17 protein-coding genes are annotated in these 25,059 nt (G+C 33.9%); 6 read left to right on the forward strand and 11 right to left on the reverse strand.

Features of this window, described 5'->3' with window-relative positions; all coding sequences use genetic code 11:
- The first annotated feature begins 29 nt into the window (after positions 1–29).
- Complete coding sequence (locus tag ABWH96_RS19570) at positions 30–1,346, forward strand: aspartate kinase (RefSeq protein ID WP_375579176.1); 1,317 nt, start codon at positions 30–32, stop codon at positions 1,344–1,346.
- Positions 1,347–1,639: 293 nt separating this feature from the next.
- Here ABWH96_RS19570 and ABWH96_RS19575 read toward each other — a convergent pair whose 3' ends face one another.
- The 3 genes from ABWH96_RS19575 to ABWH96_RS19585 all read right to left on the reverse strand — a co-directional run bounded on the left by ABWH96_RS19575 (position 1,640) and on the right by ABWH96_RS19585 (position 3,776).
- Complete coding sequence (locus tag ABWH96_RS19575) at positions 1,640–2,833, reverse strand: class I SAM-dependent rRNA methyltransferase (protein ID WP_375579177.1); 1,194 nt, start codon at positions 2,831–2,833, stop codon at positions 1,640–1,642.
- A 153-nt stretch (positions 2,834–2,986) separates the two neighbouring features.
- Complete coding sequence (locus ABWH96_RS19580; protein WP_375579178.1) at positions 2,987–3,187, reverse strand: hypothetical protein; 201 nt, start codon at positions 3,185–3,187, stop codon at positions 2,987–2,989.
- Positions 3,188–3,287: 100 nt separating this feature from the next.
- On the reverse strand, positions 3,288–3,776 hold the full coding sequence (locus tag ABWH96_RS19585) for a VOC family protein (RefSeq protein WP_375579179.1): 489 nt from the start codon (positions 3,774–3,776) through the stop codon (positions 3,288–3,290).
- 439 nt (positions 3,777–4,215) lie between these two features.
- Between ABWH96_RS19585 and ABWH96_RS19590 the strand changes: the two genes are divergently transcribed.
- Both ABWH96_RS19590 and ABWH96_RS19595 read left to right on the forward strand, forming a co-directional pair.
- Complete coding sequence (locus ABWH96_RS19590; protein WP_375579180.1) at positions 4,216–7,401, forward strand: chemotaxis protein CheB; 3,186 nt, start codon at positions 4,216–4,218, stop codon at positions 7,399–7,401.
- Positions 7,402–8,137: 736 nt separating this feature from the next.
- Positions 8,138–9,208 (forward strand): IS110 family transposase, encoded by a 1,071-nt coding sequence (locus ABWH96_RS19595; RefSeq protein ID WP_375579181.1) that lies wholly within the window; start codon positions 8,138–8,140, stop codon positions 9,206–9,208.
- Between the two features lie 113 nt (positions 9,209–9,321).
- Here the strand turns inward: ABWH96_RS19595 and ABWH96_RS19600 are convergent, their stop codons facing one another.
- The 7 genes from ABWH96_RS19600 to ABWH96_RS19630 form a co-directional block, all read right to left on the reverse strand.
- Entirely contained in the window at positions 9,322–9,930 is a 609-nt protein-coding gene (locus tag ABWH96_RS19600) for a nitroreductase family protein (protein ID WP_375579182.1), read from the reverse strand.
- Positions 9,931–10,128: 198 nt separating this feature from the next.
- Positions 10,129–12,774 carry a hypothetical protein gene (locus ABWH96_RS19605; RefSeq protein ID WP_375579183.1) on the reverse strand — a complete coding sequence of 882 codons (2,646 nt, stop codon included), beginning with the start codon at positions 12,772–12,774 and terminating at the stop codon, positions 10,129–10,131.
- Positions 12,768–13,487, reverse strand: coding sequence for a GLPGLI family protein (locus tag ABWH96_RS19610; protein WP_375579184.1), 720 nt, complete (start codon positions 13,485–13,487; stop codon positions 12,768–12,770). Before ABWH96_RS19610 ends, ABWH96_RS19605 begins: the two co-directional genes overlap by 7 nt.
- 63 nt (positions 13,488–13,550) lie before the next feature.
- Positions 13,551–13,793 (reverse strand): hypothetical protein, encoded by a 243-nt coding sequence (locus ABWH96_RS19615; protein WP_375579185.1) that lies wholly within the window; start codon positions 13,791–13,793, stop codon positions 13,551–13,553.
- An 835-nt stretch (positions 13,794–14,628) separates the two neighbouring features.
- Positions 14,629–17,109 carry a ribonucleoside-diphosphate reductase subunit alpha gene (locus ABWH96_RS19620; RefSeq protein ID WP_375579186.1) on the reverse strand — a complete coding sequence of 827 codons (2,481 nt, stop codon included), beginning with the start codon at positions 17,107–17,109 and terminating at the stop codon, positions 14,629–14,631.
- A gap of 88 nt (positions 17,110–17,197) precedes the next feature.
- Positions 17,198–18,193, reverse strand: a complete 996-nt coding sequence (locus ABWH96_RS19625; RefSeq protein WP_375579187.1) for a ribonucleoside-diphosphate reductase small subunit — start codon at positions 18,191–18,193, stop codon at positions 17,198–17,200.
- Between the two features lie 372 nt (positions 18,194–18,565).
- Positions 18,566–19,072, reverse strand: a complete 507-nt coding sequence (locus ABWH96_RS19630) for a hypothetical protein (RefSeq protein ID WP_375579188.1) — start codon at positions 19,070–19,072, stop codon at positions 18,566–18,568.
- A gap of 289 nt (positions 19,073–19,361) precedes the next feature.
- On the opposite strand from ABWH96_RS19630, the gene rplU reads away from it, so the two are divergent.
- From rplU to ABWH96_RS19645, 3 genes are all read left to right on the forward strand, one after another.
- Complete coding sequence (gene rplU, locus ABWH96_RS19635) at positions 19,362–19,673, forward strand: 50S ribosomal protein L21 (RefSeq protein WP_013453948.1); 312 nt, start codon at positions 19,362–19,364, stop codon at positions 19,671–19,673.
- Between the two features lie 8 nt (positions 19,674–19,681).
- Positions 19,682–19,939, forward strand: coding sequence for a 50S ribosomal protein L27 (gene rpmA / locus ABWH96_RS19640; RefSeq protein WP_308349671.1), 258 nt, complete (start codon positions 19,682–19,684; stop codon positions 19,937–19,939).
- 292 nt (positions 19,940–20,231) lie between these two features.
- The gene (locus ABWH96_RS19645; protein ID WP_375579189.1) at positions 20,232–22,379 is read left to right on the forward strand and encodes a tetratricopeptide repeat protein; all 2,148 of its coding nucleotides are present in this window, start codon (positions 20,232–20,234) and stop codon (positions 22,377–22,379) included.
- Between the two features lie 6 nt (positions 22,380–22,385).
- Here the strand turns inward: ABWH96_RS19645 and ABWH96_RS19650 are convergent, their stop codons facing one another.
- Positions 22,386–25,058 carry a DUF5686 and carboxypeptidase regulatory-like domain-containing protein gene (locus ABWH96_RS19650; protein ID WP_375579190.1) on the reverse strand — a complete coding sequence of 891 codons (2,673 nt, stop codon included), beginning with the start codon at positions 25,056–25,058 and terminating at the stop codon, positions 22,386–22,388.
- Between the last annotated feature and the right edge of the window lies 1 nt (position 25,059).

The raw sequence follows: 25,059 nt of genomic DNA on the forward strand, positions 1-25,059 counted from the left end.
GGAATATTTATTTGTATTGCCGCTAAATTATGAAAAAATTGCAGCTTATTTTGCCAATCTTAATAGAAAAGGGACATATGCAGGTATTTAAATTTGGTGGGGCATCAATAAAGGACGCAGAGGCAGTTCAGAATATGATGGAAATTTTAAAAAGATTTCCTGATGAAAAAATAATTATAGTGGTTTCTGCTATGGGCAAAACTACCAATGCATTGGAGGAAATATTACACTTACAATTAGATGGCTTATCAATCGAGACTGCTATTCAGAATCTTTTTCAATACCATGCTTCCATAATCTCAAAATTATTTCATGAAAATGAAGATACTGCCCTCCATGTATTAGACAATAAATTTAAAGCCCTTAAAATTGCCTTAAATAAAGTAAAGAAATCACGATATGATGAATCTTATGACAGCATTATCTCCTTTGGGGAAATGATTTCTTCTTCCATTTTATTGGATTTCTTAAAACAACAAGGTTTTTCCATTTCACAGATTGATGCAAAAAATTGTATTAGGACAGATGAGAGTTTTAGAGATGCATTAGTCAATTGGGAGAAAACAAAGAAATCAATAAGAAGAGCTGTTCATCATGAATTTTCTCAACATCAATTAGTCATCACCCAAGGTTTTTTGGGCGGAACTGTAGACGGCAAAACCACTACCTTAGGCAGAGAAGGGTCTGATTTTACTGCCGCTATTTTTGCTTATTGCACCAGCGCCAAAGCAGTCACCATTTGGAAGGATGTTCTAGGAATATTAAATGGAGATCCAAAAAAAATAAAAGATGCGGTCTTATATCAAGAATTATCCTATCAGGAAGCAGCAGAAATGACTTATTATGGAGCATCAGTAATCCATCCTAAAACTATTAAACCTTTGGCCAATGCAGGAATCCCAATGCACGTTCGCTCCTTCAGCTCACCAGAAAAAGGAGGAACTATCATTCATGATTGTAAAATTGTTCATCACATCCCATGTATTATCATTAAAGAAAAACAGAGTTTGATTACTTTCAAATTGACTGATTTTACTTTCATTACAGAAGCTATGATTGGAAAAATATTTGAAGCCTTGAACCTGCACCATATCAAAATAAATATGATGCAGAATACAGCTATTTCGTTTTCCATTTGTGTAAATGATGATTTACACCGTCTGGATCAATTAATGAAAGAACTGAAAAATGATTTTTCAATTTTTTATAATAAAGGCTTAGAACTAGTTACCATTAAGAATTTTGATGAAAGCCTAATCAGCAGGATGACTGAAAACAAAGAAATCTATTTGGAGCAAAGAACCAGGAAAAATTATCAGGTGGTTTTGAGAGAGTCTAGCGTCTAAAATCAAGATGTTTGCATATTCTTATTCAGAATGACATTTCAAGATTTCACGGTAAGTAATTAAGGCTCTACTGTTGTTTTTATAGATAAAGAAGCAACCTTATCGCCTGCGTCTGGCGATGGCTATTTGTGCCTCTGGTACGGATTAGCTGTTTGCTTTATAGCATAATTCAGCATTTCATAGCCAAAAACGCCCGAGGCGGTATTAGTTTCCACCAGCCGGAGGCAGACGGAAGGTGGAAATATGAGGATTTAAATATGAAATATTTCCAATTGAACCTTTCTTAATAAATTCTAAACCACCCTCAGAACCAATCCCTTCAAATACTCACCTTCCGGATGGAAAATATTGATTGGATGATCGGCTGGTTGGTGAAGCTGATGCAATATTTGAACTTGTCTGCCCGCTCTTGCAGCAGCTGAAAAAATAACCGTTCTGAATTGCTCTTGGTTTACAACTTGAGAACAACTAAACGTGAAAAGCACACCACCAGACTTCATATTCTTCATGGCTTTTTCATTGATGGTTCTGTATCCTTGTAAGCCATTTTTCAATACCTTTCTATGTTTGGCAAAGGCTGGCGGATCCAAAACGATTACATCATATTGCTCAGGCATTTCATTTAAAAAATTAAAAACATCTGCTGTAAAGGATTGATGATTTTGAGCATTTGGGAAATTCAACTTTACATTTTGATCAGTCAATTCAATGGCACCTTGAGAACTGTCTATACTGTGAACCAAATCAGCACCTACTTGCAAGGCAGAAATGGAGAACCCACCAGAATAGCAAAAAGTATTGCAAACCTTATTGCCTTTACTGTATTGCTCCAATAATTTCCTATTCTCTCTTTGGTCGATGAAGAAGCCTGTTTTTTGACCGCTTACCACATTGATGTTAAAAGTGTTTCCATATTCCTTTACCAACCACTCTTCTTTTTCTTCTCCGAAAATAAAGGCATCAGTAGTTTCTAATTCAGCTTTGAATGGAAGAGTATGAGCACTTTTATCATACACTGCTTTTAGTCTATCGCCCAATAGCTCTTTCAAGACTTCTAAGAACACTTCTTTAATTTGGTACATACCGACAGTATGCGCTTGGAAAACCACACAACCATCATAATAATCAACTATCAATCCAGGAAAGCCATCTCCTTCACCATGCACTAATCTGAAAACATTGGTTTCAGGATTATCCCAAAGATTCGCGGTCTTTCTTAATTCAATTGAAGATTGTAATTTCCTTTTCCAAAAATCCTGATTGATTTCCTCTTTTTGGAAAGTCAACATTCGAACTACAATAGAACCCACTTGAAAATATCCAATCCCAATAAATCTTTTGTCTTGGGTATGAATTTCCACAAAATCACCCTCTTTTACCTCCTTAGGCACAGGGTGAATGGCTCCAGAAAAAATCCAAGGATGGAATCGCTCCAATGATTTTTCTTTTCCTTTTTTGAGGTTGATGATCGGTAATGAATTTTGCATACTATTCGGATTCTAAAATATTATGCAAATATGGGGAAATTTGGGGAAGAGGGATTATTAATTAAGTAAACTAATAAAATAAAAAAGCTTCATATCATTGATATAAAGCTTCTCATTTAAAAAATCCAGATTGAATTTTAAAATATATTATTTCTATTTCTTGCCTTTTGAATACATAAAAGCACCTACTAAAAGGACAATAACACTCACTATTAGAGGAGTCCAATCAGCTGAACTAACGCCAATGTCTAATCCTAAAAAGCTAAAGCTTTCAGAATCTTGTATCGCCTGAATTCCAAATATTACCGTACCAATAATTCCAAGAATCAAGATAACTGTACCTGCAATTTTCATAATTGATGTTGATTTAAGGTTAAAAAAAATAATCAAATCATTTGTAAATAATACAAACGACTCAAATATTAATTTGTTATGATAGGTATTTTAGAAGAATTCAACCCAGCTCCTCCAACAAGCCTTCCAAATCCAGAGGACGTGTATACATAGCTATTTCTCCTTCTGCATTTTTTGGCCATTCCTCTTTAGGTCTATCCCAATAAAGTTCTACCCCGTTTCCATCAGGATCATCTAAATACAATGCTTCCGAAACACCATGATCAGCTGCTCCAGTAAATTTATATTTAGCTTCTCGTAATCGGACAAATATTTCAGCTAAGGATTTTCGAGTAGGATATACAATTGCAGTATGAAATAAACCAGGTGCAGAATCTGCTGCGGGTTCTGCACCTTTACTTTGCCAGGTATTTAAGCCGATATGATGATGGTAACCTCCAGCCGAAATAAAAGCTGCTTGATCACCTAACTTTTGAATAATTTCAAAACCCAGCAAGCCATGATAAAAATCCAAGGCTTTATCTAGATCAGAAACTTTTAAATGAATATGACCTATGCGCGTTTGTGGAGGGATTTTATAATTTTTCATTGTAATTACTTTTCAATAATTACGCTTAAATAAATTATATGTTGCTACATTAAATATTAACTTTAAATAACTAAAATAAAATAAATCCTTCTTTCTCTTCTGTAAAAATAATTCTTAGACTTATTATTTATTCCATCTAGCTTTATTGATATTACAACACTTTAACATATTAAAGTCTAAAAACACGGCTTTAAGATTTACAACCTACAATTAGCTAAGTTTATCAAACATAATTAAGCATTTATCCTAAATTAAGTACCGAATCTGTGGATTATGTAACATAGTATGTATTTTATTTTCTAACTTACTTGTTATTGTTTATTGTTCATTATTTAGAGTGAATGAACATTCGAATCAAAGAAAACCTTGATTCCAATTAATGAAGCTTATTCAAATCCGAAAAGTACTTCAGTAAGATCACTTTTTTAACCAATAAAATATGACTGAATCTGATACAAATAAAAGCTGTTATATAATAGCTATTGGAGCCTCTTCAGGAGGTATGGAAGCCATTCATTCGCTATTTGATAATACTCCAAACGATGGCGTGTCATACGTAATCATACAACATCTCTCCCCGGATCACAAAAGCTTTATGGCGGAGCTATTGGAAAAACACAGTAAATTAAAGATTTGTGTAGTTGATAATGAAATGTATGTTGAGCCTAATCAGGTGTATTTGATGCCTAAGGGGAAAAACATGACTATAAAAGATAAAGTTTTATACCTAACAGATAAGAAAGTTAAACAAGTCAATACTTCTATCGATATCTTTTTTAGTTCTCTGGCTGAAGACCAGGCCGATAAAAGTATAGCGATAATACTATCTGGTATGGGCAATGATGGGACCAAAGGTGCATCTGCTATAAAGAAAAATGGTGGAATGGTGATAGTTCAGGAGCCATCTAGTGCCAAGTTTAAAGATATGCCACTTAGCGTAATCGAATCAGGCAATGCCGATGCTATTCTTCCACCCCATTTAATCCCAGAAAGGATAATATCTTATTTAAAACAAGAAGAGCTTAAATCTAAATTATCGGAGGAAGTTACCCAAAACAATGAAGAGCAGCTTACTGAAATCCTTAATTTAGTAAAGCAATATACTCCTTTAGATTTCACCAATTATAAACGCCCAACTATTATCAGGCGAATAGTTACCAGAATGACTCACAATAACGTTAATACGTTAAATGGATACATCAATTATATTCATGGAAATACGGACGAGTTGGAGATATTGGCTAATGAATTCCTTATTAGCGTAACAAAGTTTTTCAGGGACAAAGAAGCCTATGATATTTTAAAAGAAAAGGTGATTCCTGAAATCATTAAAAACAAATTAATGGTGGATGGGCTTAAAATCTGGGTGGTTGGATGTGCCACTGGTGAGGAAGCTTATTCTATAGCTATTTTGGTGATGGAACATCTAACAGAATTGAAAAAAAATCTTGAAGTTAAGATTTTTGCCAGCGATATAGACAAAGGAGCATTAGCTGTTGCCTCAAAAGGTATTTACAATGCTAATATAAAAAATGATGTTCCTGAAGAATTACTTAAAAAATACTTCATAGAAGAAGAAAAGCAATTTAGGGTAAGGGACAATATTAGAAAAATGATCATTTTTGCTGATCATGACATTGTTAAACAACCCCCTTACGGGAAAATAGACCTCATTAGCTGCCGAAATCTTTTAATTTATATCAACCCTTTTTTACAGAAAAAAATACTGTCTTCATTACATTTTTGCCTTAATTCAGAAGGATATTTAATTCTTGGACCGAGTGAAAGTCTGGGAGAATTGAAAAAATCCTTTGCCACTATAGATAAAAAATGGAAGATTTATAAAAGCATAGAGGTTCCAAAACTTCTAAGGGACACTACTTATAGTACACCAGGGTTATCATTACCCAATATATCATTCCAAAAGCATTCTACTTCTGAAAAAAATAAAAGTATAGATAAAAAGTTAAGTGAATCTCATGATCATGCCATCTTGGAAGAATTGGGCTATGAGGCAGGTATTTATGTAGACTCTGATTTTTCAATTTTAGAAACCTTTGGTAATTACGATAAATATCTTTCTCCAAAATTCTTCAATTTCAATTTACTCGAAATGCTACCTGAAGAGTTATCTATTGCCACTTCCGTATGCCTTAGAAAAGCCATCAGAAGTCAGGGGAAAAATAGCATGTCGGAAGTGAAATTTTTGAAAAATAAGAAAAAACAGTTCATTGATATAGTCGTAATTCCTTTAAATAAAAAGGAATATCAAAATTCAGATGTTTGCTTAATCTTATACAGTGATCATCAAGGCATTGAAGATAAAAAGAATAGTGATGATTCTTTTGATTTAGAATCGCATTCAACTCAACACATCAACGATTTAAAGCATGAACTAGATATAACTAAAGAAAAGCTTAAAAAAAGTTATGAAGATTTAGATGAGTCCAATGACAATATCACTTCTTATAATGAAGAGTTAATATCAAGCAATGAAGAATTGCAAAGTACAAATGAAGAATTGCAATCTGTAAACGAAGAGTTGCAGACCGTAAACAATGAATATCAATTAAAAATAAAGGAACTAGCCGAGTTAAATGATGACCTAACCAACTTTTTTAAGGGCACCATCAACGGACAGCTTTATATTGATAAGGATTTAATACTGCGCAAATTTACCCCACCAACAACTAATCAAATAAACCTTCAAAATTCTGATATAGGCAGACCTTTGAGTGATATATCCACGAAGATTAAATTGCCAACTTTAATGGAAAATATAAAACATGTGATTCAATCTTCTGAAAAAATTGACAAAGAAATTCAAACCAATGATGGAAATTGGTATCAGATGGTGATTACTCCATATTTTAAGGAACAAGGAAATTTCCATGATGGTGTTATTGTTACTTTTAATGAAATCACAGAATTAAAAAAGACAGAAAATAAGTTATCTCGCATAAATGAGGATCATAATACTTTTATTTACTCCGTTTCTCATGATTTGAGAGGGCCACTATCTAGCCTAAAAGGACTAATTTCCTTTTTAACAGATGCTCAGGAAGCCGGCAGTATTGGTACTGAAAAAATCATGGATATGATTCAAGTTTCCATTAATAATCTATTGCAATCTGTTGATGAATTATCGGATATCGCCAAAATAGAAAATGAAATAGAAAATTGTGAAGCTGTTAAGGTAGAAGAAGTATGCAAGGAAGTTAAGATTAGTCTTCAAGAGCTAATATACCAGACTAAAGCGAAGATTATTTGTGATTTTAAAGAACCGCTCATATCATTTAGCAAAAAAAATCTAAGAAGCATATTATTAAATTTGATAAGTAATGGGGTTAAATACAGATCTCCAGAAAGAGATCCTGAAATCACTATTAGCACAAAGAAAGAAAATGATTATATAGTATTATCGGTTCAGGATAATGGGTTAGGAATGGAAAATGATAAAATTGAAGAGATTTTTGATGCCTTCAAACGAAAACATACTCATGTTGAGGGATCAGGTGTAGGATTGTATTTGGTGAAAAAAATTGTTACTAATGCGGATGGGGAGATTTCTGTAGAAAGTGAACTGGGTAAAGGATCTACTTTTACAATACATTTTAAAAGCTGAAACTCAGAGTAATTTCACCTAAAAATTTGACATGAAAAACTGCCTTATTGTTTTTTTGTGACCTTAGTGAAAACTTCTATCTAACTCGTATGTTTATTACAGTCCTAAAAACAAATATACCGTGCTTATGTCCGACATTTGAAATGTCGGACATTTATCAGTTGAATTATCGCAAAATATCTTGAATTTTCTAACTATGCCGATAAAATGTCAGACATAGATTAAATTTATCAGTAAATCTTATTGGATATGACTAGAGAAATAAGATTGCTAAAAATGGCTAGTTAATTGAATGTCTGAAATAGGCTAACCTTCTTTGTGATCTTAGTGAAAGCCTCAGTGAAACTTAGTGGTTAAAGTAAAAGTAGCCTTCCCGAATACGGGACAGGTAGGCTACCTCTTGTTCTCTCTTATATTTGAGTCCTGACCAATACAATTCAACAATGAATTCATTCCTTTGTGAACCTTAGTGAAAGCCTCTGTGCAACTCGTATGTTCAAGAATTATTAAAAATATAAGTACTTTTAATAAAGCAATTAGGCAAAGTGAGAGCAGTATTTGTGAACAAACAAGCTAAGAGCTATGTTCTCGCAAAGATATTCCTCACTTTGTTTTTACTCTTTTTAAATTCCGAACCAGAATCAAAAGAATTTCATCAATTGAAATATCTTGTATTAACACGAGACAGGAGCCAGAAGAGTATCTTATTGCTATTGTGGAACTAAACTTTAAAGCCATGAAAGTACTTAGACAATGCTGTGGAATCGATGTTTCAATGGATGCTCTGGATGTTGTTTTGATTACCCTCCAAGAGGATTTTGAATTAAAAATTGTATCAAGTGGTCAGTTTGCCAATACCAAAAGGGATATTAAGAAATTGATGAATTGGGTTAAAAGACATCAACTTAATGATCTTCCTCTTCAAGTAGTCATGGAAGCAACAGGTGTTTATCATGAGCAATTGGCTTACGCGCTTTACGATAATGGTTTTGAACTTGCCGTTGTTCTGCCCAACAAAGTAGCTAATTATTGCCGTAGCACTGATGTGAGGCGCATAGACGATAAAATCAGTGCAAGGCACATCGCTGAATTTGGTTTATTAAAAAAGATAGACAACTGGACAAAACCAGATGCCTCTTTATTGAAATTAAAAGGTCTGAGCAGAGAACGAGAGCAATTACTCAATGAAAGAACCAGGGCCAAGAACCAACAACATGCCAAAGAACACATGGCAGAAGTCGATAAGTTTACATTAAAAAGAGCCAAGCAACACATTAAGTTCTTGGATAAGCTGATTGACCAAATAGAAACTCAAATGAAAGACATAGTCGATCAAACCCCATGGTTAAAAAAGAAAATTAATTACATATGCTCCCTAAAAGGAGTTGGCTTTATTACAGCAACCATTGTAATAGCAGAAACAAATGGCTTTAACCTTATCAGAAACAGCCGTCAATTGGTATGTTATGCCGGTTATGACATCAACAACAAACAATCTGGAACATCGGTTAACACCAAAGCTAGAATTTCCCACAAAGGAAATAAACATATTAGAAAAGCACTCTACTTCCCAGCATTAACGGCAGTCCAACATGATGAGCCATTAAGTAATTTTTATAACCGTCTGTTCGACAGACAAAAGATTAAAATGAAAAGCTATGTGGCCGTGCAAAGAAAATTGCTGATACTGATCTATACACTTTGGAAAAAAGAAGAAAGATATAATCCAGAATATTGCAAGGATAAATTTTTATTAGAGCAGCCCCGAGAGGCCGCCCTAACCGAGCTGGATCAAGTCCGCTCTTGATTTGTTTTCCTAATTGTAAATTTAATGAAAAATCATTTGGTTTTCAACACAGAATCTTTGTGGTTAAAGTACTTGTAGCCTTTGGCTACCTCTTCTTTTGTGGTTAATTTTTTTCAAAAACTGCTTTCGCCCCAGTCTTGATCAAAAATAAACTCATTGAAAGGTTTTCGAGTACGTTCCTTTGTTTCTCTAGGCTTCAATTCCTCTGGCACATCTTCAATGTCGAGTTTATAGCCCAAAGCAATGCCCGAAACAATATCATAATCTTCAGGTATGTCAAAATCATTTAAAATATTTTCTCGTACAATACCTGCCATCTGATGTAAATGTAAGCCCATGGCAGTTGCCTGAGCAGACATATTGCCCACGGCCAGGCCTACGTCATGCCAGCTGTGCATATTGGATTTTCCATTCATATCAAATGTCTTCTTAGCGAAGGTGAGCATCAAAATCGGTGCATTTTGTGCCCAATTTTGATTATGGGGATTAATGCCATTCAAGACTTTTTTATAATGATCTCCTTGATCTTTAATAGCCACCACAAATCGCCAAGGCTGCTCATTAAAACAAGATGCCGCCCACCGTGCTGCTTCAAAAATTTGCTCCAATTGATCTTTAGTAACTTCTTGCTCCGAAAAAGCGACTGGACTTTTCCTTTTTTTAAGTAAGTCTAATTGAAGTTGCCCTAAGTCTTGTGATGTATCTATAGTATGATTTTCCATAATTGTCTTTTTTAAACAATACGGAAATTCAAATTACATGTTGCTACATTGAATATAGATTTAGTAATGACTTTGGCAGAATGGAAGAAAGGAACATTACATTAATATACATGACAGATAATAAAAATAATTTAACAATACTGCTATTAGCATTAAAATTGTTGCATCAACAGGTCATACTAACATTATCAGTAGCTATCATTTCCATTGAAAATCAAGCCCAATACTAATATAGCCATTCAATCTGTGGTGGATTGTGGTAGCCAAAATGTTTTGTGTATTCTGTACTTTAAGAAGAGTAGAATTACTGAGATTTAAAATATCTTTACCCTTCAAAAACAAACTCCAACTATCTGAAAATGAATATTCAATATTAAAATCCCATTGCCATAAATAGCGATTAAAATCAGATTGTTGAAATTTTCTATAAAGCAATTGCGATCTATAGTTTAACTGGTTATTCCAAGAACCTTTCAAACTTATATAGGGATCAATAGTTCTTATTTCATTTCGTTCCCCTTCCTTTCCGAACTGATATTGGTTATTTTCATACTTTATACCAGTCTCATAATTAATAATTTTGTTTTTAAACTGGCTCCAAATTGAAAATGAAGCTTTTTGTTGTACTGAATTGGTAAATGTTTTATCATTATTGAGTTGCACCGGGTTTTCAAACTGTGACCAACTCAGCTGACTTTTCACTTTATGTTGGGCATGCGGTATCCTCCACTCTATATGAGCCAGATTAACCCACTCTTGGCTTTGAGCTCCTAAAGCATAACCTAATTCATTATAAGTTAATTGATTTCTAATATCTTTGACAAATGTTTCCGCATTGTACTTATAGGTTGTATTAATAAAGAAAAGCAGATTGTTAAACAGGTCAAAATTAAAATAATTCAACCCCCATTGCGACTGTTTAATCATTTCACTGTAACGGATAGATGATCCTACCTGCAAATTTCTGTAGTCATTAATGGCAACTCCTCTGTTTAGTTGATCTATGGAAGGCGCTTTAATAGAATTATCATAATTGACGCTTACGTAATGCGTAGAATTAAAAGCATATTTAAGCTTAATCTTTGGAAACCAAAAATCACTGTTCTGTTTTTCAGTCCTATCCTCAAAAAGTATATGCTGCCATTGAAGGGCCAATTGATATTGCCAATCCCCAGATGTTTTCAACCATTCTGCTGCTTGTGAGAAACGATACGTCCGATAGTTCAATTCATAATCAGAAACAGAATCAATTGAAAATAAATTTTCAAGTCGGTTATTGTCATATTTTCCATCAGTAGTCAACAGGAATCGGCTATTATCAAAATAGTGAGCATAATAAAGTGCCTGTTCTAGCCCGCTCTTTCTACTATAAAGCGGGTTAGTTATATTATTAGTATCGGTACTAAAAAGTAATTGGTTACTTTCTAAATTAGTATATTGTTGGTTGTTTTGTGTTTTATGATGAGTGGTTAAACCAATAAAATTTTGGTCATCCAATCTTATTAGCTGATTCAGTTGCTGTTGCAAATTATACTGTTCTTTTGCAAAATCATTTTTAATGAGTTGTCGCTCAGATGCAATTGCTTCGGCAGAAATACTTTCCCCTAATTGAACATTGGAAGGATTAAAATTAAGCTGATAATCAAGCTGATAATTTTTATTCACCTGATAATGGAGATTAATACTGTTTCGGGCAAATAAGTAATCTGTATTTCTTTCTGTAGTATCTGAAAATGAAAATGTCTCGTTTGCACCAATAAGCCTCTTTTGTGTTATTTCTTTAAATCCTTCCCTCCCATGATTTAACAAACTATAACCTTGTATCTTCAACTTTTCATTAACTTCATACAGATAATTCACCGCTGAAAATTGACTTTGCTTTTGATTAGGGACACTACTACTTTGCAAAAATTCGGGGATCTCATTAAGGGAAGAAAAAGCAGAAAGATTTGAACTAAAAAGTTCCTTTTGACCATTTAAATTCATCTTTACATATTCTTGCAAGCTGAATTGTCTTTCTCCTGTATTATTAGCATTATTAAATAAGCTAAAGCTAAATGACTTTCCGAAATAATAAGTATTAAAATCTGCTGAATACCGTTTTTGATAAGCACCTAATAAACTCAGATCTCCTATCCATTTTCCACTATAGTCATCTTTTAAATCAATATTAAGTGCTTTTCCCTGACTTCCGGATTGATCAGAAAGCATGTTATTTGATTTATAATTATTGATAAGGGTAAGTCCATTTACCATCTCGGGATTAAGGTTTTCTGTCGCCATCCTGTGGTTATCTCCAAAAAAATCCTTACCATCAACCATAAGTCGATCTATCTTCTTCCCATTGGCCAATACATTTCCCTCATCATCAACATCAAGCCCCGGCATTTTATTGATTAGTTCGCCCAGATTTTTTTCTGCTCCGGTTTTTTGCAACTCAAGATCATAGTGAATACTATCACCCGACTTCCTTGCTTCCTGTTTTGTCCCTGACACCAATACTTCCTGTAACTTATTTTCTTTAGTAGTTAAAACATACTTCCTAAAATATTTATTAGAGGATTTATCTAAACAAATCGTATCATTTCTTCCATCATAATTAAGGTGATTTATGATCAGATAAGCACAACCATAGTAATTAAATTGAAGTTGGAATACTCCTTCTTCATCACTTAGGGAATAAGCTAAATTTTGATCAAGGCTATCTTGTAATTGAACTGTTGCGTATGGAATAGGATTAGAAAGTTCATTAAGCAATTTACCTGATACTTCCACCTGTCCATAAACTTTAGATGTAACAGCGAAAAACAGTACTAAAAAGACCTTGAAAAAGCTCTTTACCATTGCCCTGACTGCAATTGTTTTTGTTTTTGTGTTTTTATTTCATTGTATTCAGTAAAACTCACTTCTTTACCTTCCTCAGGTTTTGCAAAAACTGCATTTGGAATTTCAACATTCATACTGATGGATTCTATTTCCCACTCTTTAGTAGGAGATGCGCATCTGAGTATTAGTCCCGGAAGTCCTCCGTACTCTGCTGGACCTGCTGAAATAGGAATTTCGGCCGCAAACCAGGCAATGATTTCTTTTCCGGTCGTATTTGTTGCTATTGCTTTTTTACAAAGAAATTTACCTATGGAAGTAGTATCATTAGTAATTTTCCAGTTAAATTGAGGAATAGTATCTTTTATTAAGAAAGGTTTCCCTATTAGATTTGTCTTTTCCAAATAAGTATCATTCACAAAATCTTTATAAACCTTGGGGTCATCCGTTTCAAATTTCATCACCTTTACTTGTGATTGGCTCATAGGATTATCCGCACCTTCTATTTCTTCTAAAACTTTAGGAAGATAAACTGAAAACGGTTGTTTGATATGCAAAACAAAATATTCTGGTTTTGTTAGGTCATTTTTTAATTTCTGCCTTAGTGCAGGGTCAGGTATTTTTTTTAATTGCTCATCTACATTTTTTACTTCTGAATATGTTACACACACAGTTTGAGAGGAAGCTACATTAGTCAAAAATAAACTTAAAAGGGTCAATACTATAATTTTCATATTTACTAAATTTTTCAAAATTGCTAGTCAGCCCTAAAGCCAACCAGCAATTCTTATTACTATTTATTCTATAACTATTACTACAACTGTACCATCTTCAAATACAATTACTATTACATCTGTCGCTCTTGAAGCATCCTCGTTTAGATCACCCTCAACTATATTAACTTCAGAAATCATCTCATTTGTTGTAGGGTTAATTTCCGTTGTTTCAATAGTTGTGTTCTCTACTTTTTCAGAAGCATCTGAAGCTTTCAAATTGCTAAAAGTGAAAGTTGCAATAAGGGTAATTACTAATGTAAGCATTAATTTTTTCATAGCTTTACAATTTTAAATGAAAGAGCCACTGGTTCGAGGTATTGCTCTATTCTCGGATTCTATTTGGCCAAATGCAAATCAATTCAAATGTATATTGCCAAACGGACATCCACATTCCGTCACTCATTTATCAAAAAATATTTTCTGCTTTTTTTACAATATTGAATTTCATAGCCCATATCTCGTAAGGTATTTATCATCCTTCTGATTGTTTTTTTCCGAACATTCAAATTTTCCGGTGAGGTCTTCTGGTGATTCAAGTTGGCCTTTTGATATAATATCTCTTAAATAAAATAGACGAGTGATTCTTCTAGCTATCTCCATGACTTTAAGGTTGGTTGAGTAATTAAATTATAAACAAAAGTATTAAATGATCTAAACTTCGCCAAACCAATATTGCACTTATTTCCTAAAATATTGTATGATTCCTCTTTAATTGAAGATGCTCAGATAGTAAAAAAAGTTTTACTCTTTTTGAGATTATTGTTGTTAGTGACAAAATTGCTTAAACTTCAAAAAGGTTCTGGAATTGCTTTTGAATGGCTTCCTTTTCTGAAAAAGCCACAATGATTTTCTTATTTTTGTAAATCAAATTAAGACTGAAATAAATTTTATGATGTTTCCATCCTGTAATTTTCCATAATTGCTTTTTATAAACACATATGTAGAAATTACATATTGCTACTTAGATTACGGATTCTAAATTTATTCTAGATAAACTAAAAAACCACCCAGTTTCCCAGGTGGTTTTCGGTTATGAATAAACAGTTAGTGTTTATTTTCTTTAATCTTAGAGCTTAAAAACCTAAGATATTAATCTCATTTAAGATCCACACATCTCACAATCATCAGGGTTATCCAATGAACAGGCAACTTGAGCTGCTTTAAGCGCTGCCAAGTCGTCCTCTGCATTCGCTTGAGGGCCATGGCCTTGAGTACCGCCATTATTGGCTGGTCTCTTTACCTTGGTGTCCGTATTTTGGCTAATGTCCTGAGGTTTGCTCTCTGGCTGTGGCTCGTTCAACTGACTTTTATCAACTGTAAACTGAATGGCGCTAGTCGCTGCTTTAGAGCGTAGGTAATACATACCTGTTTTCAAGCCTTTCTTCCAGGCATAGAAATGCATAGAAGTCATTTTACCGAAATTAGGATCTTGCATGAACAAGTTCATACTCTGTGACTGACAAATGAAAGCTCCTCTATCGGCTGCCATGTCAATAATTGATTTTTGAGATATTTCCCAAACGGTTTTATATAGCTCTTTGATATCCTGAGGAATATCCGCAATATCCTGAACAGAACCATTGGCCGCAATCAGTTTATTCTTCATATTGTCATTCCACATACCTCTTTCGATCAAGTCACGCATCAAGTGTTTATTCACTACCACAAACTCGCCAGACAATGTTCTTCTGGTGTAGATATTAGAAGTATAAGGTTCAAAGCATTCGTTATTTCCTAAAATCTGAGAAGTTGAGGCCGTTGGCATAGGCGCAACTAATAAAGAGTTGCGAACTCCATTTTTCTTCACTTCTTGCTTCAAGGTAGTCCAATCCCATCTCTCTGATGGTGTCACGTTCCACATATCGAATTGGAAAATACCTTTAGAAACCGGTGAACCTTTATAAGTTTCATAAGCGCCTTCTTTGATGGCCAAATCCTTAGAAGCCGTCATTGCTGCAAAGTAAATAGTTTCAAAGATTTCCTTATTCAATTTTCTTGATTCAGCAGAATCAAATGGATAACGCAATAACATGAAAGCATCTGCTAATCCTTGAACACCCAAACCAATTGGTCTGTGTCTCATATTGGAAGTTCTAGCTTCTTCTACCGGATAATAATTCACATCAATCACACGGTTCAAGTTTACAGTAGCCGTATAAGTAATATCATATAATTTATCGTGATCGAAGAATTTTTGTCCGTCTCCGTCCTCTGTAACAAACATTGGCAAGGCGATAGAAGCCAAGTTACAAACCGCTACTTCATCTTTAGATGTGTATTCTAAAATCTCAGTACATAAGTTTGAAGACTTGATAGTACCCAGATTTTTCTGATTTGACTTTTTGTTAGCCGCATCTTTATACAACATATAAGGCGTACCCGTCTCAATTTGAGATTCTAAAATCTCGAACCAAAGCTCCTGCGCTTTTACGGTTTTTCTGCCTTTTCCTTCTCGCTCGTATTTTTCGTAAAGCTTCTCGAAATCATCACCATAAGCTTCATCCAAGCCCGGTGCTTCATTCGGATCGAATAAAGTCCATTCTGCATTAGATTCCACTCTCTTCATGAATAAATCTGACATCCACATAGCATAGAATAAATCACGCGCACGCATTTCTTCTTTTCCGTGGTTCTTTTTTAAATCCAAGAAATCGAAAATGTCAGCATGCCAAGGCTCTAGGTAAATAGCGAAACTTCCTTTTCTTTTTCCACCACCTTGATCCACATATCTTGCGGTCATGTCAAAGTTTCTCAACATTGGTACAATACCATTGGAAACCCCACCAGTTCCTTTGATGTATGAACCTGTTGCTCTTACGTTGTGGATGCTTAGTCCGATTCCTCCGGCTGACTGAGAGATTTTAGCCGTTTGTTTTAAGGTATCATAAATACCATCTATACTGTCTTCTTGAATAGTCAACAAGAAACAAGATGACAACTGTGGTTTAGGAGTTCCTGCATTGAAAAGAGTTGGTGTAGCATGTGTAAACCACTTTTCAGACATCAAATTATAAGTTTTGATAGCTGATTCAATATCTTCCCCATGAATACCAATCGCCACTCTCATCAACATATGCTGCGGACGCTCTACAATTTTACCGTCCACTTTCATTAAATATGAACGCTCTAAGGTTTTGAAACCAAAGAAATCATAACCAAAATCACGGTCATAGATAATAGCAGAATCTAATTGAGCCGCGTGTTTTTTGATGATGCCATACGTTTCTGTAGAAAGCAAAGGCGCATTTTGCCCAGTTTTTGCATCCACATAAGTGTAAAGTCTTTTCATCGTATTGCTGAAAGACTTGCTAGTGGTTTTATGCAAATTGGAAATAGCAATTCTGGCGGAAAGCTTGGAATAATCCGGGTGTTTCACCGTCATAGAAGCAGCCGTTTCAGCCGCTAAATTATCCAACTCCTGAGTAGTTACGCCATCGTAAATACCGTTGATTACTTTTCTAGCCACATCAATTGGCTGGATGTAATTAAGATCTAGGCCGTAGCATAGTTTTTCTATGCGGGCAGTAATTTTATCGAATTTAACGGTTTCTCTCCTACCGTCTCTTTTTACAACTAACATGCTATTATTTTAATTTTATGGGGTTATAGTTATAGGTATTTATTTTAATGAGATTCCCGCCTCCGCGGGAATGACGCCTAGAAAAATCTTAGAAGTCTTCGTCCAATGAGAATTTAGCTTTATCACTATCCTCATCTTTTTTCATTACACCTGCTTTTTGGTAATCCCCAACTCTTTTCTCGAAGAAGTTAGTTTTACCTTGCAATGAAATCATTTCCATAAAGTCGAATGGATTGCTTGATCCATACACTTTATCGCATTTTAACTCTTGTAATAATCTATCGGCCACAAACTCGATGTACTGACACATTAAATCTGCATTCATTCCGATTAATTTCACAGGCAATGAATCGGTCACAAATTCTTTTTCAATTTCTACCGCATCAGTAATAATTGAAGTCACTTTCTCTTTAGATAATTTATTTACCAAATGTTCATTATAAAGCAAGCAAGCAAAATCACAATGTAATCCTTCATCTCTTGAGATTAATTCATTAGAGAAAGTCAATCCCGGCATTAAACCTCTTTTCTTCAACCAGAAAATGGAACAGAAACTACCTGAGAAGAAAATACCTTCCACAGCAGCGAAGGCAATTAATCTTTCAGCATAATTCCCTTCATCAATCCAACGCAACGCCCAATCTGCTTTTTTCTTCACACAATCCATGGTATCGATCGCATTGAAAAGACTGCTTTTTTCTTTATTATCTTTTACGTAAGTGTCAATTAATAAAGAATAGGTTTCTGAGTGTACGTTCTCCATTGCAATTTGGAAGCCATAAAAGAACTTAGCTTCAGTATACTGCACCTCAGCTACGAAATTCTCCGCTAGGTTTTCATTTACAATTCCGTCACTAGCTGCAAAGAAAGCAAGTACATGCTTTATAAAGTGTGTCTCTCCATCCGTAAGATTTTCCCAGTCTTTTTGATCCTGGCTTAAATCGATTTCTTCGGCAGTCCAAAAACTAGCTTCCGCCATCTTATAGAATTCCCATATATCTTTATGTTGTATTGGGAATAAAACAAAGCGGTCTTTGTTCTCTTTCAAAATCGGTTCGTCTTGGAATGTGGTTACTTCACTCATCTTTGAAATATTTTTTTTAGTTTCTTAATAAATTCTTCAAAGAAAACAGGGTGGTTCAGGCTAATGAATTCTTACTAAAGCAGATAGAAAAAATTACGCAGTCAAAAATCTTTTTTCTCTTCCCTATTTTCTTGGCTGTGCTTACAAATATTAGGAACTAAACTGAAAAATCAAAGGAGAAAAAGTTACTGACAGAGAGCTGTGGATAAGTTTATAACTATCTGTTTACTAGTACTTTAAACGCTTTTATCTCAGCTTCACTTAGGGGATTTTTCGCTTTATTCGAGCATTAAAAAAACTTGCGAAAGTTTTCCACAAGCACAAGCATAAGAGCGCCATAAAAAATGGGTCTATCTACACTTTATTACATGCTTAATTATTATATAACAACCTCTCTTTCAGATCTTCTGGCATAAATTCGATCTGTGGTTCGTGTTGGTTTAAGAAATATGCCACTGGTCCGTAATATGTGTTACCCGTTACCGGATCTTCAAACTTACGATACACCCCTTTCTTCATTTTATTGGATAAAGCCGCTGAAACTGAGCTTCTTACTTTAGATTTATTTAGGTCTGGCTCCTTTTCCATAATGAAATCTACCACTTCATTAGTTTTGACCAATTTCCGCTTAAAATCAATAAAATAGGCTATTTTCTTTGTCCAAGCCCATTGGTCATGGTAGGCATTTGTCTTTTGATGTAATAGATTTTGAGCTTCATTTTCCTGAAAAAGAGGTAGATTAACCAAATTAGAAAGGTGACTATCTATCTCTTCAATCTCTGCTTTAAATTGGTTGATTTTCATTTGCAGAGCTTTCTTTTTATCACCTAAAGCTTTTATATATAGGTCAGTATATTTCTCAGGAATGTTAACCTTCATCTTTTATAATAATTTCCATGTTTGATAGTTTCAAAATAAAGCAATACGAGCGAACAAAGCAAGCATCTAAAGCATTTTGTATAGCTTATAAAAGCATTAAAGGAATTTTATTGCTTTTATCGCTCGCATTTCAAGGTAATTAAAGCAATATTGCAATCGCTTATCAAATGTGCAGAACAGAAATGCACAAGATTTAGATGTGTAATACAACAGCTTTTGTAACTATAAATAAAATCACTATATTTGCATTCCTTTTGGGAAATAGTATACTTATTAAACAATTATTTAAATGTACGCAATTGTAAACATAGCCGGAAAGCAGTTCAAAGTAACGCAAGACCAGTTCGTATACGCTCCAAAGATGGAGGGTGAGGATGGCGCTTCCGTAGAGTTCGACAAAGTATTGTTAGTAGACAATGATGGAAAAGTCGAAGTAGGTGCACCTTTAGTAAAGGGCGCTAAGGTATCAGGGAAAATCCTTGGTCATGTAAAAGGCGATAAAGTAGTCGTTTTCAAGAAGAAAAGAAGAAAAGGCTACAAGAAAAGAAATGGACATCGTCAAGATTTCACAAAAGTATTAATCGAAAAAATTACAAAATAATATAGACCATGGCACACAAAAAAGGAGCTGGTAGTTCCAAAAACGGAAGAGAATCGGAAAGTAAACGATTAGGTGTGAAAATTTATGGTGGCCAAGCTGCGATTGCAGGAAATATCTTGGTTCGTCAGCGTGGTACTTCTCATCACCCAGGCGATAATGTTGGGATGGGAAAAGATCACACATTATTTGCACTTACTGATGGAGTGGTTCAATTTAAAAGAGGCAAAAAAGATAGATCTTACGTTTCTGTTGAGCCTGTAAATTAAGAAGATAAGATTAAATTATTCAGAAGCCTTTCAATATGATTGAAAGGCTTTTTTTATTATCTATTTTCCCTGTCCTGTAAATACATTATTTCAAAAGTTACAATCAATAATCATCCTAAATTTATTGATTTACTCCGATATTATTATTTTGAATAGGTAATTCTGCTTAAGAATTTCTGCTTGGCATATTACATTTAAATCCTGGCACTTCTACCTACAGCTGTATTTATAGCTGTTATCTAATCAATTTATTTACTATCTTATATAGACTTCTATAAATAAGAATATTCATTTGAAGGTAAAACTATTATATATAACCATAGGGTTGATTCTGAGTTTCCAATCATTTTCAGAAGACAAAACTGATAGTATTAGAAATCTTTTGCAAGATACAGATGGGCAAGAGACCATTGACTTACTCCATCAGTTAGTTTTTGAAAATTGGTTAAATAGACCAGATTCAGCCCAGAAATATGCGGAACAAGCTTTATTCTTATCAAAAAAACTCAATGACCAGATTAGTGTTTCTAAATCTTTAAGGCTTTTGGGAGGAACCTACACCTACAAAGGGGAATTTGAAGATGCATTGGAGTACAATTTACAAGCACTGGAAATTGCCAATCAGCTTAATGATTCAATTTTAATGCATAACGCATTGAACAACATTGGCTTTGTATATATCAGTTTAGGAAATTATCAAAATGCCCTGGAATACTTAATGCGATCTTACGAATTAAAAAAGAAATTAGGAGTAAAATATGGTTTGGAACATACATTAAATAACATAGGTTTAGTTTATACTGAAGCCCGAATGTTTGACAGTGCTCATCACTATCTTCAAAAAGGTCTAAATGTAGCAGAGGAAAATGAAGAATATGATCTTATCATATATTCTCAAAATAATGTTGGTAATGCCCACCTCGTCCAATTAGAATTCCAGAAAGCAAAAATCTATTTCCAAAAATCATTAGAAATTGCCAATGCTTATAAAAATAATAACTGGGAAGCGGTAGCACTTCAAGGTATGGGGCAAGTCATGTTGGAATACCAAGATTTTGATTCGGCACAATATTTTTTCAATAAATCATTTACAATAAGAGAATCTATAAAAGACCAGAAGGGGATGGCCGAAATTTATCTTTGGCGAGCTAGATTATTATTGTCTCAAAATCAAGAAAGAGAATCATTAACTTTTCTGGATAAAAGTGATTCCATTGCTGAAAAAATAAAAGCAAATGATTTAACCATTAAAATATGTGAGGTTAGAGCTAAGGTTTATCAAAATTTAGGCGATCTGAATAAAGCAAATGAACTGCTTGAAATGAACCTGAAAATGAAAGATTCTTTGTATGTGAACGTACTTGGCAGAAACTTGAGTTTAATCCCCTTAAAATTAGAAGAAAATAAAAACAGAATGCTTTTGGAAGTAAGTGAAATTGCTTTGAAAGAGAAAAGTTTTCAGAATTTGGTATATATCTCAATTCTAATTTTAATCATTCCATTTTCAATTCTATTGATTTTAATCTATCAAAGAAATAAGAAAATAAATAAAACACTTAAAAAGCAAAATGATAAAGTTGAATCGCAGAAAGAAGAAATTGAAACACAAAAGGAATATTTAGAGCTCAACTTGAAAGAGTTAAATCGTGCTAAAAATGTTATTAGCCAACAAAAAGATGAATTGGAAATACTTAATGAACAATTAGCGGGCACTGTTGATAAGCGAAATATTGAACTAAAATCGGTAAATGAAAGGTTAAGAAACACCAGTTTGGAGCTTGATAATTTCATTTACAAATCTTCTCATGACATAAAAGGCCCAATTGTACGCCTAATGGGAATTTGCGATTTAGCTTTGCAAGATGTAGAAGATGCAAAAGCATTGAATTACTTTAGCATGTTGGACAAAGCAGCTTTAAGGCTAAATGTAATAATTGAGGAGTTGAAATTGATCAGTGAATTACACGAAAAACCTTTGGAAAACAGTCAAATTGACTTTAGAACTATTGTACAAGAATCTTTCAATGAGGTGGCATATATTGAAAATATTAAGAATTTTGACCTCATTATTAATTTAGATCGCAATTTTATCTTCTATTCAGATGAATCTTTGATTAGACTGATCACCTTCAATATTCTTCAAAATTCTCTCCAATTTATGAAAAGTGAAAATCTTAAAGCTTATAAAATTGAGTTTTCACTTAGTCCTCAAACACAAAGCATCAGTTTGATTTTTAAATTACATAATCTTCAACTCATTGATGAAGAAAGCAATAAACTTATGAATGGTTTTTCTAAAGCTCAAAAAGAATTTGAAAATATTAGCATTGGTTTATATACTGTAAAACAATGCATTCAGAAATTAAATGGGGATTTCAATATCCATTCAGAAGCTCAAAAACATACTATTTTTGAAATTAAACTACCAAAAAGTATCTAAAGTCAATTATTCATCATCCTGAACATTAACAGACATATTTCCTCCAATTGTGGTGGATATCCCTACCCTTATTCCCCAGCCTTTATATTGCATATTCTCATATTGAGTAGCTACCTCTATCCTGAAAAACTTCAAAATACCTTCTATCGAATAGCCAAGCTCTGAATAATTGTTACTATCTGGTGTATATAAATAATTTATAAAGGCGCCTTCTTTTAGCCCCATAAAACGTGTAGCTGGAATTTGGGTGATGAGAAATTTCCTAAACCTGTGAAAAATAAAATTCTGTGCATAAAATTGGTCGGTGCTAAATCTATAGTAATCTAATAACCTAAATGACTCCACAGGATCATTTTGGGTAATAAAAGCTCTATTTCCAGGAAAATGTGCATAGTCCATGAATCCCAAACTATTATTATTCAGAAAAACACCCATTCTAGTATTAAAATACGTTTTACCCTTTGCACCGAAATCAAATTCATCTTTATATCCAATTACTACCCTATCAAAATTAACTTCACTTCCTGCAAGATCTTTGATCCCTTTGTAGTATTCCAAAGCAAAACGAGTAGGACGCTGCCTTACAGGTCTTCTGATTCCGTTACGAATGACATATTTTACAAAAGGTTGATAATAAAATTTTACATTTGCTGTCAATGCCTTTTGCCCATCAAAATCATCAATTGGATTGATATTCACTGGAAAATTAGGGGTAAATTCTCTTTTCCAATCTATAGTTCGAAAGTCCGCATTATTATTAAGCCTTTTTCTTTCTTCATATTCTATTGCTGCAGACATACCCAATTTTGCAGAAAACTTTCTTTCATAATTCAATCTCATAAAGTCCTTTTCATAGATTTTCATGAAATTTTGCTCCCAGAGGGTAGTGAAACTAGTATTGAGCAATGGAAGAACAACAGGAGCATCATTAAATTGTTGGACATAACGCCCCACTCTAAAAGAGATATCACCTGTTTTGAACTGGTATTTGGCTAAAACTTTTCCAATAAATTTATTTCGAGCTACCGAATAACGCACTGTTGGTTTAATCAAAGCATAAGAGCTTCTATTGAAGTAACTTCTATCCACTGTCGATTTATCTACAGTAGTGTCAAATTTCATGGGTATAAATCGTTTTAAACCAATGCTATAATCAATGTTTAATCCCTCAATTGTATTGTAATGAATTTTTAAGAATGGGTTATATATCTTAAACTGAAGCTTTTTCGCACTGTCCAATTTATACTCACCACCAACCAGAATATCAGTAATCTGAAAGCTGGTTTTTTTCTCAGCTTTTACTGAGTCTTTTTCCAGCTGCTCATCATTAATTACATTGAGACTATCGATTTTTGCATAGCCCCTTGCTTCATCAGTAGAAAGTGGAATAGGTCTAATTTGTGCCCAGAACATAGAGTCTTGATTGTATGCAGCAGAATCTACCTCAAAATCATAAACGCCAATTACATCTTGCTTTGCCAATGAATCTTGCTGTGTTTTTTTGTAAGCTTTCATGATATCAGATAGGTCTTCTGACTTTACAGCAACTTCCTCTTTCTTTTCATTTTTCACTAATTCCTGAGCCTCCTCAATAATTTCCTCAGTCATTTTTCCTTGTTCGGAATCATCTTTGTCTAATATCTTAATTTTTCTTGGCAAAGCAGGATTTAGCTCAATATTATAATCACTCATTGAAGCTAAGTATTTACCTTCAAAACCTACACCCATTAGCTTCCCATCTACATCGAATTGATGGGTGATTGGCATCCAAGCTAAATCATTAATATTTTGATAAACTTGTCTAATCCTCACTTCTATTCCCAATTCAATTTGAGCATTTAAATCCACCCCGAACAATGCCCAATCCTCCTCTACTAATTGAATTTCTCCTTCAAAAACATTTGGTGCGGGCACTTTAGGGATAACTTTTATCTTATTGATCAAATTACTGCCATCCATAAATGCACCCATATGCCTGAATTTATAATAGCGGAAAGCTTTGGAAGAAAGAGGTGAAATAACGGAAGCAATCTCATCCTGATAAAAGCTTCCTGCAATAAAACGCATCGGATTAGCATTGAAATCTGTTTTCTTTGATGCATAAACGGAAATTACTTTTTCTGAAAATTGATTAGGCCTTCGGTAACTGACTTCACTTACCGATTCAGTAATAATCATCGTTTCAGTATCTATGCCTTCCTTTTTTAAAACACTGGTTAAATAAAAAGGAATATCGGTAACTCTTCCTTTACCTTTTACATATACAGTAGCACCATAGGCATCAATTTGTTGTCGGTGATAACTGCTCTTAGCAATGGCTTTTCGCATCATCCAGTTAGCCGGATCAGTAGCTTTGGCCGTGGTGGAAACTTCCTCTAACAATAAACTTTGCTTTGGCAATTTCACATCTAACTGAAGATTTTCATCTCCTAAGTCAATTTCTTTTGTTACGGTCTCATAACCCACAAATTTATACTGAAGTGTATATTTACCTTTTTTGAGTTGTAATTCGTAGTAGGCTTCTTGATTAGTAGAAGTTCCTGAACCAGTTTCCTGCACATAAATAGTGGCAAAGGGCAATGCTTCTCCATCTTCACCATACACCACACCGCGAACCCCTTGAGCACTAATTTGAAATATAGAATGGAATAAAATACAGAGCGTAAATAATTTCTTCATA

The organism is Marivirga tractuosa, assembly GCF_042140215.1.
Taxonomy (GTDB): domain Bacteria; phylum Bacteroidota; class Bacteroidia; order Cytophagales; family Cyclobacteriaceae; genus Marivirga; species Marivirga tractuosa_A.